The sequence below is a fragment of the Enterobacter sp. N18-03635 genome, assembly GCF_004006055.1.
Lineage (GTDB): Bacteria > Pseudomonadota > Gammaproteobacteria > Enterobacterales > Enterobacteriaceae > Enterobacter > Enterobacter vonholyi.
This window is the reverse complement of record NZ_CP034769.1, coordinates 853,555-869,991: the sequence shown is the minus strand read 5'-3', so window position 1 is coordinate 869,991 and position 16,437 is coordinate 853,555. Positions and strand designations below refer to the sequence as shown.

The window sequence follows — 16,437 nt, the reverse complement described above, 5'->3', positions numbered from 1 at the left end:
TCCATTGAGGAAATATTATGCGTGCTTTACCGATCTGTCTTTTAGCACTCATGCTGAGCGGCTGTTCTATGCTAAGCAGATCTCCCGTTGAACCTGTTCAAAGCACGGCAACCCCGCCAAAGACCGAGCCTGCGAAACCGAAAGTGGTTCGCCCTGCGCCGGTTCGCATTATCACGAAAGCGGACGAACTCGTCGGTAAACCGTTCCGTGAGCTGGGCGAAGTGAGCGGCGAATCCTGTCAGGCGACCAATCAGGACTCACCACCAAATATTCCGACAGCGCGTAAACGCATGCAGATTAATGCCGCAAAAATGAAAGCTAACGCGGTTCTGCTGCACAGCTGTGAAGTCACCAGCGGCACGCCGGGCTGCTACCGTCAGGCGGTTTGCATCGGTTCTGCGCTGAACATCACGGCGAAATGAGTGCATTTCAGTTCGAGCAGATAGGCGTTATCCACTCTCCTTATAAAGAGAAGTTCGCCGTCCCTCGCCAGCCCGGTCTGGTCACCAGCGGAAGCGGCGGTGAGCTTCACCTGATTGCGCCTTACAATCAGGCCGATGCGGTACGCGGGCTCGAGGCTTTCAGCCATCTATGGGTGGTGTTCGTGTTTCACCAGACGATGGAAGGCGGCTGGCGACCTACCGTGCGTCCTCCTCGTCTTGGCGGTAATGCGAGAATGGGCGTGTTTGCAACGCGCTCGACCTTCCGTCCAAACCCGGTTGGCATGTCGCTGGTTGAACTGAAAGGCATACGCTGCCAGAAAGATCGGGTGATACTGGAGTTAGGTAGCCTGGACCTGGTCGACGGCACGCCGGTTATCGACATCAAGCCCTATTTGCCCTTCGCCGAAGCGCTCCCGAACGCGCGTGCAAGTTATGCTCAGGACGCACCACAGGCGGACATGCCGGTGTATTTTACGCCTGAGATAACCGCACAGCTCGGTCAGCTGGAGAAACGCTATCCTCGCTTACGGGATTTCATCACCGAAGTTCTGGCACAGGACCCGCGCCCGGCCTACCGTAAAGAAGAGGAAGCAGGAAAAACGTACGCCGTCTGGCTGATGGATTTTAACGTTCGCTGGCGCGTCACCGGGGCAGGTTTTGAAGTGTTTGCCCTTGAACCAAGGTAATTTTGTTCTCCTCTCTTTTGGCATCTTTATCACACTGGTAAACTAAACCACTTTTTTTGTGTCAGGCTGGTGTTTCAGCCTGTTCCAATCGTCGAAATGGAACCGTAACAACATGCGTACTAGCCAATATCTGCTCTCCACTCTGAAGGAGACGCCTGCCGACGCCGAAGTGATCAGCCATCAGCTGATGCTGCGCGCCGGGATGATCCGCAAGCTGGCCTCCGGGTTATATACCTGGCTGCCGACCGGCGTGCGCGTCCTGAAAAAAGTCGAAAACATCGTGCGTGAAGAGATGAACAACGCCGGTGCTATCGAGGTGTCCATGCCTGTGGTTCAGCCCGCTGACCTGTGGCAGGAGAGTGGCCGTTGGGAACAATATGGTCCTGAACTGCTGCGCTTCGTCGATCGCGGCGAGCGTCCGTTCGTTCTCGGCCCAACGCATGAAGAAGTTATTACCGACCTGATTCGTAATGAGCTGAGCTCTTACAAACAGCTGCCGCTGAACTTCTTCCAGATCCAGACCAAGTTCCGTGACGAAGTTCGCCCGCGTTTCGGCGTCATGCGCTCTCGCGAATTCCTGATGAAAGATGCCTACTCTTTCCATACCTCTCAGGAATCACTGCAAGAGACTTACGACGCAATGTACGCGGCATACAGCAAAATCTTCTCCCGCATGGGTCTGGATTTCCGTGCTGTGCAGGCTGATACCGGCTCCATCGGCGGTAGCGCATCCCATGAGTTCCAGGTACTGGCGCAGAGCGGTGAAGACGATGTGATCTTCTCTGACTCTTCAGACTACGCGGCGAACATCGAATTTGCAGAAGCGCTGGCACCAAAAGAACCGCGTGCTGCGGCAACGCAAGAGATGACGCTGGTTGATACGCCAAACGCGAAAACCATTGCCGAGCTGGTTGAGCAGTTCAATCTGCCAGTTGAAAAAACCGTGAAAACGCTGCTGGTGAAATCCACCGAAGGCAGCGCTTACCCGCTGGTTGCCCTGCTGGTGCGTGGCGATCACGAGCTGAACGAAGTGAAAGCCGAGAAGCTGCCGCAGGTCGCCAGCCCGCTGACGTTCGCCACGGAAGCGGAAATCCGCGCCGTGGTCAATGCGGGTCCAGGTTCACTGGGTCCAGTCAATCTGCCGGTGCCTGTTGTTATTGACCGCACGGTAGCCGCTATGAGCGACTTCTCCGCTGGTGCGAACATCGACGGTAAACACTACTTCGGCATCAACTGGGATCGCGACGTGGCGACGCCGGAAGTGGCTGACATCCGTAACGTGGTCGCAGGCGATCCAAGCCCGGATGGTCAGGGTACCCTGATGATTAAGCGCGGCATCGAGGTCGGTCACATCTTCCAGCTGGGCGATAAATACTCTCGCGCCCTGAACGCCGCCGTTCAGGGCGAAGATGGCCGTAACCAGATCCTGACCATGGGCTGCTACGGTATCGGGGTGACGCGCGTGGTGGCTGCGGCAATTGAGCAGAACTACGACGAGCGCGGCATCGTCTGGCCGGACAATATTGCGCCGTTCCAGGTCGCCATTCTGCCAATGAACATGCACAAGTCTTACCGCGTGCAGGAGCTGGCCGAGAAGCTGTATGCCGAGCTGCGTGCTCAGGGCATCGAAGTGCTGATGGATGACCGTAAAGAGCGTCCGGGCGTGATGTTCGCCGATATGGAACTGATCGGCATCCCACACACCGTCGTTATCGGTGACCGTAACCTTGACAGCGATGAGATTGAATACAAATACCGTCGCAGCGGCGAAAAACAGATGATCAAGACCGGCGACATCCTTGATTACCTGGTGAAAGCCATTAAAGGCTAAACAAAAAAACCCCGCTCAGGCGGGGTTTTTTAATGGTGCTACGTCAGCTTATTTACTGTTACAGTCTTTGCCCGCAATAAATTTCGCGCCTTTATCCGCCACCAGCGTTTTCACCATCTCTCCGCTATCCGGGTTTGCTTCAAGCGTAAAGTGACCGTCAACCGTCAGCAATACCGGCTTGCTGTCATTACCGCGTGCCACGGCGTAATCACGTTCAAGCTGCGCATTGTTTGCCACGCTAACCTTCCTGCCGGTTGCGCAGTCGGTAAAGATCGCCGCATCCGCCATATAGAAGTACATCCCCCGCATTGTCATAGGCGTGGCAGGCAGAGCCGCTTTTACCGGCGCAAGCGTGTAGTTGAACTGGGATTCAATCGGGTTGCCTTCGCGGTCAAGCATCTCCATTCCCTCGCCTTTGGCGCGGAAAAAGGTTTTCTCACCGGAGGTATCCGTCAGAACCAGCTTCTCAGCCGTACGCGCCCATGTTCCGTAAGTTGCAAATGACGAGGGTTCTTTAGCGCCCTGATAGCGCTGGTTCATTACCCAGGTGCCGTCTTTTTGCAGGAACAGAGACGTTTCAATGCCTTCGCAGTCTGCGCAAGGCAATACGCCGCGCCAGCTCTGCTGCATTGGTTTTAACTCTTCCGTTTGCGTGGGTTGTAACATCTGCGTTTCGGAGCGGTTGTTACACCCGAAAAGCGCAAACAGCGTGCTCACTGCCATCGCTGACCATAATGCTTTTTTCACAATGAATTCCTTATGAAAATTGTGTTCCCTTTCGTCACTCTGTTGGGCGACGAACTTTACCGCGTAGTGCTTTCACTGTGGATTTTTGGGCCTTCGAGGACAGCCGACGCTCTTTCGATGCGCGGGTTGGCCGCGTTGCCCGACGGCTTTTTTGTACTGCCGTTAATTCTTTGATGACCGCCACCAGCCTGGCTATCGCCGCTTCCCGGTTGAGCTCCTGGCTGCGGTACTCCTGGGCTTTGATCACAATCACACCATCGCTGGTGATCAGGTGATGGCTGGCAGCAAGCAGGCTTTCTTTATAATACTCTGGCAGGCTCGAGGCCCGAATGTCAAAACGCAAATGGATAGCCGTCGACGCCTTGTTGACGTGCTGCCCACCGGCCCCCTGAGCACGGATGGCGGTAATCTCCAGCTCGTTGTCAGGAATGCTGACGTTACGGGACAAGACGATCATGACGCGGGCTGCCACGCCGTCAAATGAATTTCCAGATTATTCTGAGAACCAGAGAGCCAGATGGCGCCATCCTGAATCGTCGCCTGCAACACCATGGTCCGGCTGGCAAACTCGCTCAGCTGAGCCAGCTGCTCATCATCCAGATACCAAACCGTGAGATTTTTAAACTGTCCGCACTTGCTCTTGTTTTGCTGCCACCAAATCTCCGCAGCACGCTGATTATACGCGAATAAGGCCACTTCAGCGGACTGGGTGCAGGCCTTCTTAATTCTGCGCTCGTCAGGCAGGCCGAGTTCGATCCACAAGTCGATACCCAGATGATCGTTGCGCAGCCAGGCTTCAGGCTCGTCTTCTGCGCTTAACCCACGGGTAAACTGCAGACGCTCGTCGGCGTACTTAATCCACGCCAGCAGGCGCAGCATCATGCGCTCCTGGGTTTCGGAGGGATGCCGTGCCAGCGTAAGCGACGCGTCGAGGAACTGGTTGCGATCAAGATCGGCCACATTGACCACTGCTTTATAAATTGTCGCTTTCAGCGCCATGAGAGAACTCCATTCGAATCAGGCGCTCATTGTAGCTAAAACCGCGGCAAAAGGCTGTTATGGGGTGATAAATACACCGCTATCAAGGCGCTGATATTGCTTAAATGAGTATGGTATAGTCACCTTGCTAAACCGAGTTTATCTTCGTAGGCTTAATGATATCTCACAGTAAGTCAGTGCGCTGGCGGGAGGGGATGTGAATAATTATTGTGAGTTAATTCGCAAACGGTATGCGGAAATCGCCAGCGGAGATCTGGGGTATGTCCCGGACGCGTTGGGCTGTGTATTGAAAGTGCTTAATGAAGTGGCCTCTGATGAGAGCCTTTCAGAGTCGGTCAGGGAAAAAGCAGCTTATGCTGCGGCGAATTTACTGGTGAGCGATTATGTCGATGAATGATACTTATCAACCCATCAATTGTGATGACTATGACAACCTCGAACTCGCCTGCCAGCATCATTTATTACTGACGCTGGAGCTAAAAGATGGCGAAGTGTTGAAGGCAAAAGCCAGCGATCTGGTTTCACGCAAGAATGTGGAATACCTGATAGTGGAAGATGCCGGTGCGACGCGTGAGCTGCGCCTGGACAAAATAGCCAGCTTCAGCCACCCGCAAATCGGCACCGTCGTGGTGAGCGAATCCTGATGACACTAACGGGCAGCCTGGCTGCCCGTTACGCTTTCTGCCACTCAAAACGGACACCCTCTTCTGTCCAACCCTCTTCCGTAATGAAAACCCCTGCCGCAGCAATCAACGTTTCACCATAGAACAGCAGCGGCGTGGTGTCGCGCTGCCACGGCGGCACGTTGCACTCCTGCCAGATTTTCTTCAGCTTGCGTCCCCCGTTGCGCCCGACGATATGCAGCATGCCGCCAGCCTTAAAGCGCACCGTTACCGGTTCACCGGGCTCCGGCAGCCGCACATGACCAGACGGTATAATAGAGACACGTCCAGCCTCAGCGGGCAATATCAGCGGAAGCTCAGGAGAAAGCCAGTCGAGCACCACATCGGTCAGTGAAGGCGTTGATTTTACCCACCAGAGTTCCCCTTTGTAGCGCCTTACGTCAAAACCGTTCAGGTGGACGCACGGGGAAGCATCATCCCGCGCCAGGGCAACCTCGTCCCAGATACGGCTCAGCATCGCCCGCGACGGCATCGCAGCGTGATGAGAGGCAAGCCAGCGGCGTAACAGCGCGGCGCGACGTACCGGGCTCATCGCTTGCATCGGGGCGATCGCCAGCCCCCCGTCGGCAGAAATCAGCCCAGCCAGCTCGCCGCTCAACAGCTCGTCCAGCAGCGACTCCTGTTCGGCGCACAGCATGGCGCTTCTTGCCGTCGCGTCGGCGAAATGCGGCCAGCGCTCGCTTAAAAGCGGAAGGACGCGCAGACGAAGGAAGTTACGGTCATAGCCGTCATCCTGGTTGCTCTCATCTTCGATCCAGCTCAGCTGATGTTCTCGCGCCCAGGCTTCAAGCGAGGCGCGCGTCTCGCCAAGCAGCGGACGCAGTAACGTTGTGCCGGCAAATTCAGAACGCGCCGGCATGGCAGAAAGCCCCGCCGGCCCGCTGCCCCGCTTAAGCGCCAGCAGAAAGGTTTCACACTGATCGTCCAGGTGCTGGGCCGTGACCAGCGCTTCTCCGGTACGTAATGCCCCGGCAAACGCGGCATAGCGGGCTTTACGTGCCTGCGCCTCGATGCCCAGCCCTTCCTCCGCAAGCATGACGCGTTCAACGATGAGCGGGATCGCCCAGGCCGCACACAAGGCTTCGCAGTGCGCCACCCACTCCTCTGCGTGAGGACTTAATCCGTGATGAATATGCATCGCCCGGAGCTGGACGTCAGGTTCCCGATCGCGCCAGCGCTTAAGGCGATGGAGCAGAACGGTGGAATCCAGGCCACCGCTAAACCCCACCAGCAGCTGGCGGTACGGTGAAACGGCTTGTGCGATAGCGGGTAAGATCATAGGGAATTACACATAAAAAATGCCCGAGCTGAGCGGGCATTATCACACAGGACGAACATTACTGCTGATAAAGCTCCAGCGGCAGGCCGTCCGGGTCGTTGAAAAAGGTAAAGCGCTTGTCGGTGAACGGATCGACGCGAATCGCTTCGCACGTCACGCCGTGTGCTTCCAGATGCTTAACTGCGCTATCCAGGTCATCGACGCTGAAGGCGAGATGGCGCAGGCCGCAGGCTTCCGGGCGGGACGGACGAGCAGGCGGAAAAGGAAAAGAGAACAGTTCAATCACATACTGCCCGTTTAACGCCAGGTCACCCTTCCAGGAGTCGCGCTCCTCGCGGTAGGCCTCACTCATAAGCGTGAAGCCAAGGATGTCGCAGTAGAAGGCCTTACTTTTCGCGTAATCGGTCGCAATGATCGCAATATGATGAACAGCTTTTAAACCCAGCATAGCTTCTCCTTTTTATGATCCCTGAACGTTACAACCGAAAACCCGCACCATGCAAGCGGTCACCCTTATTTTAGGACTCGCACCCAGTAAACGCCGTTTTCGTCGCGCTTCGCACCGTGGATATCCGTCTCAAAACCGGGATAGTGACGCCCTACCGAACAAAGCATCAGCAGGAAATCGAGCACGGCCCGACTCTCTTCGGTAATCATCTCTCCCGGCATCAGGAGCGGTACGCCCGGCGGGTAGGGCAGGATCATGTTCGCCGATACGCGCCCGACCAGGTTTTCCAGCTCAACGGTTTCGACCTCCCCTTTCACCTGGCGCTGCCATGCCTTGTGCGGGGTAAACTTCATCTCCGGTAAGACATCGAACGCCTGAAGCATCAGACGCGGCAGATCGTGCTGACGGATCAGCCTGTGGATCCCCTGGGCCAGATCCTGAATGCGCATATTACGGTAGAAGTCAGGATCCTCCGCATAGAGATCCGGCAGCATGTTCTTCACCCGCAGGTTGAGATCGTAGGCTCGCTTAAACTCCATCAGCCCGCGCAGCAATCCCATCGCCCGGGTTTTGTCGATCCCGATGCTGAACAGGAACAGCAGGTTATAGGGACCGGTTTTCTCCACCACCACGCCACGTTCATCAAGGAATTTCGCGACCAGCGCGGCCGGAATACCTTCATCGCTCATCCTGCCCTGCTCGTCCATGCCCGGCGTCAGGATCGTCACTTTTACCGGGTCGAGGAACATATGGTCGCTATCGGCATCCCGGAAACCATGCCAGTCTTCGCCGGGCGAGACGGGCCAGCATTCTGCCTCATCAATCTCTTCCGGCTGCCAGATATCAAAGAACCAGCCGTCGGCTTCATCTTTCAGCCGCTGCACCTCTTTACGGAAATGCAGCGCGCGCTCCACCGAACGGTTGATGAGACGTTTACCCGGGTTGCCGCGCAGCATCGCCGCGGCCGTTTCGATAGACGCCACCAGCGGATAGCTCGGCGAGGTGGTGGTATGCATCATAAAGGCTTCGTTAAAGGTCTCCTCGTCGTACTCGCCTTTAATGTGAATAAGCGAAGCCTGGGAAAACGCGGCCAGCATTTTGTGCGTCGACTGCGTTTCGAAGAATACTTTACCCGGCACGCGCTCGCCGCTCATGCCGCTTTTACCCGCGTAAATCGGGTGGAAATTAGTGTACGGTACCCACGCGGAATCGAAGTGGATCGACGGCACGTCCAGCGTCTTTTTGATCCAGTTTGTGTTGTACAGCAGACCGTCGTAGGTCGAGTTGGTGATGACCGCATGAACAGGCCAGCTTGCACCAGGAATTGCCGCGACCTTACTTTCAATGGCTTCAAGGGTAAACTCCCGGCGCGGAATGCCGCCAAGAATACCGAGCGCGTTACGCGTGGGCGACAGCCAGAGCGGTACGACGTCGCTCATCATCAGCAGGTGCGCCAGCGATTTATGGCAGTTACGGTCAATCAGCAGGGTGCTGCCGGCAGGCGCGGCGTACATCCCGACAATTTTGTTCGAGGTCGAGGTGCCGTTGGTCACCATATAGCTCTGCTCGGCGCCAAAGGTGCGGGCGATATACTCTTCGGCTTCCAGATGAGGGCCGGTGTGATCCAGCAGAGAGCCTAATTCGGTGACCGAAATTGACACGTCCGCTTTCAGCGTGTTGCCACCAAAGAAATCATAGAACAGGCAGCCCACCGGGCTTTTTTGGTAGGCCGTCCCCGCCATATGGCCTGGCGTACAGAAGGTATATTTCCCCTCCTTCACGTAGGTGAAGAGCGCGCGGGTAAACGGCGGAGTGATGTTATCGAGATATTCATTCGTGTATTGCTGAATTCGGGTCGCAATATCATCCGCCACGCCGAGGGAATATTCAAAAAACCACAGCGCCATACGCATATCATTGGCGCTGACGTCCATGGTTGAGTGAGTATTAATAAATGCGTACAGCGGGAGGTATTCGTTCAGCTTGTTGATGTCGCTGCACAGTTCGAGATCATATTCGTCCCAGTCGAAGATCACGCCGCAGATACGCGGGTTGTGCTCGATGAACTTCAGCAGGTCGGCGCTGTTGTGCGGCCAGATTAGCTGATACCCGCGCGACTGCAGGGCTTGCTCCAGCTCCTTGATGGGCTCGTCTTTATAAAAGACGCCGTGTGGCCCCATAATGGCAATGATATTCATGGGCTTCCTCCTTAAAAAACATTAGCTAAGCATAGTCCGGCTAAACCGCAGGTATAAAAAAAGCCGCAACATTGTGCGGCTTTTCAGATAATTGTGAGGCTTACGCGTAACCGTAGGTCATCAGACGCTGATAACGGCGGTTGAGCAGATCTTCTTTGCTCAGCACGTCCAGGTCCGCCAGGTCTGCCAGCAGCTGCGCTTTCAGAGACGCTGCCATCACTTCCGGCTTACGATGTGCACCACCCAGCGGTTCCGGGATGATGGAATCGATCAGCTTCAGCTCTTTCAGGCGTGGCGCAATGATGCCCATTGCTTCTGCAGCCAGCGGCGCTTTGTCGGCGCTTTTCCACAGAATGGACGCACAGCCTTCCGGGGAGATAACGGAATAGGTACTGTACTGCAGCATATTCACTTTATCGCCCACGCCAATTGCCAGCGCACCGCCGGAGCCACCTTCACCGATAACGGTACAGATGACCGGCACCTTCAGACGAGACATCTCGCGCAGGTTGCGCGCGATGGCTTCAGACTGACCGCGCTCTTCCGCGCCCACGCCAGGGTAAGCCCCCGGGGTGTCGATGAAGGTGATGATTGGCATGTTGAAACGCTCAGCCATCTCCATCAGACGCAGGGCTTTACGGTAGCCTTCCGGTGCTGGCATACCGAAGTTACGACGGATTTTCTCTTTGGTTTCACGACCCTTCTGATGACCAATGATCATCACCGGGCGTCCGTCCAGACGCGCGATACCGCCAACGATAGCTTTATCGTCAGCGTATGCGCGATCGCCTGCCAGTTCGTCAAATTCGTCAAACGCCAGGCGGACATAATCCAGGGTGTACGGACGCTGTGGATGGCGGGCCAGCTGGGCCACCTGCCATGCGCCGAGATCGGCAAAGATTTTGCGCGTCAGCTCTACGCTTTTCTCGCGCAGACGATGCACTTCTTCGTCGATGTTAATATCCAGTTTTTCATCCTGACGGCTTACCGCTGTCAGAGAATCGATTTTCGCTTCCAGCTCAGCAATCGGCTGTTCGAAATCAAGGAAATTCAGACTCATAGTATTCCTGTATTAGTCAAACTCCAGTTCCACCTGCTCCGAACCAATGAGGCCACGGAGATCGTTCAGTAAACGATCGCTCGGAGAGACACGCCACGTTGCACCAAAGCGCAACCGCGCACGTGCATCCGCCCTCTGATAGTAGAGATGTACTGGAATTGTCCCCGAGCGGTGGGGTTCCAGAGACTGACGGAGTCGGTTTAAAAGCTGGTCATCAATTTGCCTGTCCGTCAGCGAGATAGCAAGCCCGCGAGCATATTTTTCCCGGGCTTCGTCAATGTCCATCACTTCGCGGGCGGTCATTTTAAGCCCCCCACTGAAGTCATCAAAGCTGACCTGTCCGCTGACGATAAGTATGCGGTCTTTTTCCAGCAATTGCTGGTATTTATCCAACGCGTCGGTGAACAGCATCACCTCCAGACGCCCGGAACGGTCATCCAACGTACAGATGCCGATACGATTGCCGCGCTTGGTGACCATAACCCTTGCAGCAATCACGAGCCCCGCAGCCGTGGTGATTTTACCACGTTCTGTCGGATGCATGTCTTTAAGCCTGTGGCCGCCGACATAGCGCTCAATTTCTTTAATGTACTGGTTGATCGGGTGCCCCGTCAGGTACAAGCCTAACGTTTCACGCTCCCCATCCAGTACCACCTGTTCTGGCCACGGCTGGCAGTTGGAATAAGATTGCTCGATCTGCTCTGGCTCTTCCGCCAGCACACCGAACATATCCGCCTGACCAATGGCTTCCGCTTTTGCGTGCTGATCCGCCGCTTTCAGGGCGTCGCCGAGGGAATTCATCAGCGCGGCGCGGTGCGGCCCCAGCCTGTCAAACGCGCCGGACATGATCAGTTTTTCCAGCACGCGACGGTTCAGTTTTTTGGTATCGGTACGGGCGCAAAGATCGAACAGCTCGCGGAAATACCCGCCGTTGTTACGCGCCTCGATGATCGCCTCGATCGGACCTTCACCTACGCCTTTGATCGCGCCGATCCCGTAAACGATCTCTCCGTCATCGTTGACGTGGAAGTGGTAGAGCCCTGAGTTAATATCCGGCGGCAGGATCTTGAGTCCCATGCGCCAGCACTCGTCCACCAGGCCAACCACCTTCTCGGTGTTATCCATATCGGCCGTCATTACCGCCGCCATAAATTCAGCAGGATAGTGCGCCTTCAGCCACAGCGTTTGATACGACACCAAAGCATAGGCGGCGGAGTGAGATTTGTTAAATCCGTACCCGGCGAATTTCTCCACCAGGTCGAAGATTTTCATCGCCAGCTCGCCGTCAACGCCGTTTTTCTTCGCCCCGTCTTCAAAAATGGAGCGCTGCTTGGCCATCTCTTCCGGCTTTTTCTTACCCATCGCACGACGCAGCATGTCCGCGCCGCCGAGCGTATAGCCGGAAAGCACCTGGGCAATCTGCATGACCTGTTCCTGATACAGGATGATGCCGTATGTTGGTTCCAGTACCGGCTTCAGGCTTTCGTGCTGCCACTGAACGTCCGGGTAAGAAATCTCTTCGCGACCGTGCTTACGGTCGATAAAGTTATCTACCATCCCTGATTGCAGTGGGCCCGGACGGAACAGGGCGACCAGTGCGATCATATCTTCAAAGCAGTCAGGCTGCAGACGTTTAATCAGATCTTTCATGCCGCGGGATTCAAGCTGGAAGACGGCTGTCGTCTCCGAGCGCTGCAGCATGTCGAAACTTTTCTTGTCATCCAGCGGGATGGCGGCAATGTCTATCGGCTCAAGACCCTGCTTTTCCCGGCGCGGGTTGATCATCTTCAGCGCCCAGTCGATGATCGTCAGCGTACGCAGGCCGAGGAAGTCAAACTTCACCAGCCCGGCGTATTCCACGTCGTTCTTATCAAACTGAGTAACCGGATGCTCACCAGCTTCATCGCAGTAGAGCGGCGCGAAGTCGGTAATTTTGGTCGGCGCAATAACCACGCCCCCCGCATGCTTACCGGCGTTACGCGTGACGCCTTCAAGCTTGCGCGCCATGTCGATCAGCGCTTTGACCTCTTCGTCCGCCTCGTAGATTTCCGGCAGCTGCGGCTCGGCTTCAAACGCTTTTGCCAGCGTCATGCCCGGATCGGGCGGCACCAGCTTAGAAATGCGATCGACAAACCCGTACGGGTGGCCCAGCACGCGGCCCACGTCGCGGATAACCGCTTTTGCCGCCATCGTACCGAAGGTAATGATCTGCGATACCGCGTCACGGCCGTACATATCGGCGACGTGCTCAATCACCTGGTCGCGTTTCTCCATGCAGAAGTCGACGTCGAAGTCGGGCATCGAGACACGTTCCGGGTTGAGGAAACGTTCGAACAGCAGGTCGAATTCCAGCGGATCGAGGTCGGTAATTTTCAGCGCATACGCCACCAGCGAACCTGCACCGGAGCCACGCCCTGGCCCGACCGGCACGCCGTTATCTTTCGACCACTGGATAAACTCCATAACGATCAGGAAGTAGCCCGGGAAGCCCATCTGGTTGATCACCTGGAGTTCAATGTCCAGGCGTTCGTCATACTCAGGACGACGCTTTTTACGCTCTTCTTCATCCGGGAACAGGAATTCCAGACGCTCTTCCAGACCTTCTTTTGATTTCGCGACCAGGAAATCTTCCGTGGTCATGTCACCCGTCGGGAACTGCGGCAGGAAGTATTCGCCGAGGCGGACGGTAACGTTGCAGCGCTTGGCGATCTCTACGCTGTTTTCCAGCGCTTCGGGAATATCGGAGAAGAGTTCACACATCTCCTCCTCGCTGCGCATGTACTGTTGAGCGGAGTAATTACGCGGCCGCTTCGGATCGTCGAGCGTAAAGCCATCGTGGATCGCCACGCGAATTTCGTGCGCGTCAAAATCTCCCGGTTCGAGAAAGCGTACATCGTTTGTCGCGACGACGGGCAGACCGCGTTCTTCCGCAAGTGCGACCGCCGCATGAAGATAGCTCTCTTCGTCCTGGCGACCGGTGCGGATCAACTCCAGATAATAACGATCCGGGAAATACTCTTCGTAGAACGAGACGCATTGATCCACCAGCGCGCTGTTACCGCGCAGCAGTGATTTGCCGACGTCACCCATACGGCCACCGGAGATCAGCAGCAGCCCTTCGTTGAGCTCGGCCAGCCAGTCGCGGTCGATCCACGGGCCCAGCGCACCATATCCGCGCTGATAGGCTTTTGAGATAAGCAGCGTGAGGTTTTGGTAACCCGTGTTGTTCATCGCCAGCACGGAGATTTGCGTCAGTTCATCCCCGATGAGGTCGCTCTGTACGTGGAAATCCGCGCCGACGATGGGCTTTATCCCCGCGCCGTGCGCTGTTCCGTAGAACTTCACCAGGCCACACAGGTTGGTAAAATCGGTGATCGCCAGCGCAGGCATGCCAAGGGAGGCCGCCTTTTTTACCAGCGGCCCGGTCTTCGCCAGCCCATCGATCATGGAGTAGTCGCTATGCACCCGCAGGTGTACGAAACGTGGTTCAGCCATCTTCAGATTCCGCGTTACTTAATTGCTTGCGTATTGATTCAGGACACCCGTCCCAGCGCGCGTTTCACCGGGCCGAAACTGCGCCGGTGGTGTTCGGTTGCGCCATGTTCAGCCAGCCTCTCCAGGTGGAAAGGTGTGGGATACCCCTTGTGCTGGGCGAAACCGTACTGAGGGTAAGTGAGGTCCAGCGCGGCCATTTCGGCGTCGCGCGTCACTTTGGCAATAATAGAAGCTGCGCTAATTTCTGCGACCCGGCTATCGCCTTTGACGACCGCCATTGAAGGCATGGGCAATGCCGGACAGCGGTTGCCGTCAATCAGGACATATTCCGGGGAAATTTTCAGGCCCGCTACCGCACGCTGCATCGCCAGCATCGTGGCGTGCAAAATATTCAGTTCATCTATTTCATGCGGTTCAGCGCGCCCCAGGCTCCAGGCCAGCGCCTTCTCCTGAATCTCACTAAACAGCGCCAGCCGGCGCTTTTCAGACAATTTTTTAGAGTCGTTCAGCCCGACGATCGGCCGAGCCGGATCGAGGATCACCGCAGCGGTCACCACTGCCCCGACTAACGGACCACGACCCACTTCGTCCACGCCCGCCACAAGATGGGTGTGAGGATAAACAAATTCCATCATTTTGCTAACTCCAGCACCGCATCGGCCGCTTGCTCATCAGCATTACAGCGGATCAGTTGATGCAGTTCGCGGAAGGTATCGTGCATCTGGTGGCTGGTCTTGCCGTTGGCGAGCAGCGGCAGCAGCGCATCGGCAAGCGCCTGCGGCTGGCACTCATCCTGCAGCAGTTCTTTCACCAGCTCGCGCCCGGCAAGCAGGTTCGGCAGGGAGACATAATCCGTTTTCACCAGACGTTTTGCCAGCCAGAAAGTGAACGGCTTCATGCGATAACCGACCACCATCGGACATTTCGCCAGCATGCATTCCAGCGCCGCCGTGCCGGAGGCCAGCAGCGCGGCATCGCTCGCATACATCGCTTCCCTCCCTTTCCCGTCCAGAAGACGGACGTGTAGATCCGGGGCGACTTCCGCTTTGATACGCTCAAACTGCTCGCGGCGTTTGGCATTCACCAGCGGCACGACCACTTCGAGATCGGGGTACGTCTGGCGAAGAATTTGCGCTGTTTTGAGGAAATCGGAGCTCAGCATCTCCACTTCTGCGCCACGGCTGCCCGGCAGCAAGGCCAGACAGTGCACATCATGGGGAATGCCCAGCACGTCGCGCGCCGCGTTTTTATCCGGATCCAAGGGCATCGCATCCGCCATGGTATGACCGATAAAACGGCACGGAACATTAAATCTGTCGTAAAACGCTTTTTCGAAAGGCAGAAAAGCCAGCACCAGGTTGGTGGACCGTCCGATTTTGAAAACGCGTTTCTGTCGCCACGCCCAGACGGACGGACTGACGTAGTGAATCGTTTTGATACCCTGCTTTTTCAGATTCCCTTCGAGGGTAATGTTGAAATCAGGCGCATCGATACCGACAAACACATCGGGTTTGAGTTCGGTAAAACGACGGGTGAGATCGGCGCGGATGTGCAGCAAACGGCGTAGCCGCCCCAGCACCTCAACGATGCCCATCACGGCGAGCTCTTCCATTTCATACCAGGCTTCACAGCCTTCGGCCTGCATTAGCGGGCCAGCAACGCCGACAAAGCGAGCATTGGGTACACGCGCCTTAAGCGCGCGGATGAGACCGGCACCAAGAATATCGCCGGAGGTTTCTCCGGCGACCAGGGCTATCGTAAGCGGACGACTGTCGACCATTAACGAATCAGACCCCTTGTGGAACGGTCAAAGAATTCCATGAACGCGTTCACTTCCGGGTGCTTATTCGCCAGCTCGGCAATTTCCGGCTTCGCCTCTTCCAGCGTTTTACCGCTACGGTACAGCAGTTTGTACGCGTTGCGGATGGCAGTAATCGCTTCGCGACTAAAACCACGACGCTTGAGGCCTTCGATGTTCACGCCAAACGGCGTGGCATGGTTGCCCTGCGCAATCACATACGGTGGGACGTCCTGCGCCACACCGGAGCATCCGCCAACCATCACGTGCGCACCAATGATGCAGAACTGATGGACAGCGGTCATGCCGCCAATAATTGCGAAGTCATCAACCGATACGTGTCCTGCCAGCGTTGCGTTGTTGGCAAGAATACAGCGGTCACCTACGGTACAGTCGTGCGCGATATGCGCATTAACCATAAACAGGTTATCGCTGCCCACCTTCGTCAACCCACCACCCTGTACTGTTCCACGATGAATGGTGACGCTTTCGCGAATACGGTTACGATCGCCAATTTCCAGACGGGTCGACTCACCAGCATATTTCAGATCCTGGTTAACTTCGCCGATGGAAGCGAACTGATAGATCTCGTTATTGCAGCCAATGGTCGTGTGACCGTTCACGACAACGTGAGATTTCAGTACTGTACCCTCACCAATTTCGACATGGGGTCCAACAATACAAAACGGGCCAATATGGACGTTAGCGCCAATGATGGCACCGGTTTCCACAATAGCGGTAGGATGAATAAAGGCGGATTTATCAATCAC

16 protein-coding genes are annotated in these 16,437 nt (G+C 56.0%); 5 read left to right on the top strand and 11 right to left on the bottom strand.

The window, feature by feature from the left end:
* The first annotated feature begins 17 nt into the window (after positions 1–17).
* From rcsF to proS, 3 genes are all read left to right on the top strand, one after another.
* Positions 18–422, top strand: a complete 405-nt coding sequence (gene rcsF, locus ELK40_RS04795) for an Rcs stress response system protein RcsF (protein WP_008501883.1) — start codon at positions 18–20, stop codon at positions 420–422.
* Positions 419–1,129 carry a tRNA (N6-threonylcarbamoyladenosine(37)-N6)-methyltransferase TrmO gene (tsaA, locus tag ELK40_RS04790; RefSeq protein ID WP_127729670.1) on the top strand — a complete coding sequence of 237 codons (711 nt, stop codon included), beginning with the start codon at positions 419–421 and terminating at the stop codon, positions 1,127–1,129. Before rcsF ends, tsaA begins: the two co-directional genes overlap by 4 nt.
* A gap of 112 nt (positions 1,130–1,241) precedes the next feature.
* Positions 1,242–2,960 carry a proline--tRNA ligase gene (gene proS, locus ELK40_RS04785; protein WP_090418973.1) on the top strand — a complete coding sequence of 573 codons (1,719 nt, stop codon included), beginning with the start codon at positions 1,242–1,244 and terminating at the stop codon, positions 2,958–2,960.
* Between the two features lie 48 nt (positions 2,961–3,008).
* Here the strand turns inward: proS and nlpE are convergent, their stop codons facing one another.
* Genes nlpE through ELK40_RS04770 form a run of 3 tightly spaced genes read right to left on the bottom strand, consistent with a single transcriptional unit; the run spans position 3,009 to position 4,706 of the window.
* Positions 3,009–3,707 carry an envelope stress response activation lipoprotein NlpE gene (nlpE, locus tag ELK40_RS04780; protein WP_115876396.1) on the bottom strand — a complete coding sequence of 233 codons (699 nt, stop codon included), beginning with the start codon at positions 3,705–3,707 and terminating at the stop codon, positions 3,009–3,011.
* Between the two features lie 34 nt (positions 3,708–3,741).
* Complete coding sequence (arfB, locus tag ELK40_RS04775) at positions 3,742–4,164, bottom strand: alternative ribosome rescue aminoacyl-tRNA hydrolase ArfB (protein WP_032649720.1); 423 nt, start codon at positions 4,162–4,164, stop codon at positions 3,742–3,744.
* Positions 4,161–4,706 (bottom strand): YaeQ family protein, encoded by a 546-nt coding sequence (locus ELK40_RS04770; protein WP_115876397.1) that lies wholly within the window; start codon positions 4,704–4,706, stop codon positions 4,161–4,163. Before ELK40_RS04770 ends, arfB begins: the two co-directional genes overlap by 4 nt.
* Before the next feature lie 196 nt (positions 4,707–4,902).
* Here ELK40_RS04770 and ELK40_RS04765 point away from each other — a divergent pair, with 196 nt between their 5' ends.
* Both ELK40_RS04765 and rof read left to right on the top strand, forming a co-directional pair.
* Complete coding sequence (locus tag ELK40_RS04765) at positions 4,903–5,103, top strand: YaeP family protein (RefSeq protein WP_008501889.1); 201 nt, start codon at positions 4,903–4,905, stop codon at positions 5,101–5,103.
* Positions 5,090–5,350, top strand: coding sequence for a Rho-binding antiterminator (rof, locus tag ELK40_RS04760; protein ID WP_008501890.1), 261 nt, complete (start codon positions 5,090–5,092; stop codon positions 5,348–5,350). The genes ELK40_RS04765 and rof overlap by 14 nt, the downstream gene beginning before the upstream one ends.
* Before the next feature lie 28 nt (positions 5,351–5,378).
* On the opposite strand, the gene tilS is transcribed toward rof, so the two are convergent.
* From tilS to lpxA, 8 genes are all read right to left on the bottom strand, one after another.
* Positions 5,379–6,668 carry a tRNA lysidine(34) synthetase TilS gene (gene tilS / locus ELK40_RS04755; RefSeq protein WP_115876398.1) on the bottom strand — a complete coding sequence of 430 codons (1,290 nt, stop codon included), beginning with the start codon at positions 6,666–6,668 and terminating at the stop codon, positions 5,379–5,381.
* A gap of 58 nt (positions 6,669–6,726) precedes the next feature.
* Positions 6,727–7,116, bottom strand: coding sequence for a VOC family protein (locus ELK40_RS04750; protein ID WP_023334583.1), 390 nt, complete (start codon positions 7,114–7,116; stop codon positions 6,727–6,729).
* A 65-nt stretch (positions 7,117–7,181) separates the two neighbouring features.
* Positions 7,182–9,314: a lysine decarboxylase LdcC gene (locus tag ELK40_RS04745; protein WP_127729668.1), complete on the bottom strand. Its 2,133-nt coding sequence runs from the start codon at positions 9,312–9,314 to the stop codon at positions 7,182–7,184.
* A gap of 100 nt (positions 9,315–9,414) precedes the next feature.
* The gene (accA, locus tag ELK40_RS04740) at positions 9,415–10,374 is read right to left on the bottom strand and encodes an acetyl-CoA carboxylase carboxyl transferase subunit alpha (protein ID WP_008501895.1); all 960 of its coding nucleotides are present in this window, start codon (positions 10,372–10,374) and stop codon (positions 9,415–9,417) included.
* Positions 10,375–10,386: 12 nt separating this feature from the next.
* Positions 10,387–13,869, bottom strand: coding sequence for a DNA polymerase III subunit alpha (gene dnaE, locus ELK40_RS04735; RefSeq protein ID WP_111963989.1), 3,483 nt, complete (start codon positions 13,867–13,869; stop codon positions 10,387–10,389).
* A 38-nt stretch (positions 13,870–13,907) separates the two neighbouring features.
* Positions 13,908–14,504 (bottom strand): ribonuclease HII, encoded by a 597-nt coding sequence (rnhB, locus tag ELK40_RS04730; protein ID WP_008501897.1) that lies wholly within the window; start codon positions 14,502–14,504, stop codon positions 13,908–13,910.
* Positions 14,501–15,649, bottom strand: a complete 1,149-nt coding sequence (lpxB, locus tag ELK40_RS04725) for a lipid-A-disaccharide synthase (RefSeq protein WP_127729666.1) — start codon at positions 15,647–15,649, stop codon at positions 14,501–14,503. The genes rnhB and lpxB overlap by 4 nt, the downstream gene beginning before the upstream one ends.
* Positions 15,649–16,437, bottom strand: coding sequence for an acyl-ACP--UDP-N-acetylglucosamine O-acyltransferase (lpxA, locus tag ELK40_RS04720; RefSeq protein ID WP_023310462.1), 789 nt, complete (start codon positions 16,435–16,437; stop codon positions 15,649–15,651). Before lpxA ends, lpxB begins: the two co-directional genes overlap by 1 nt.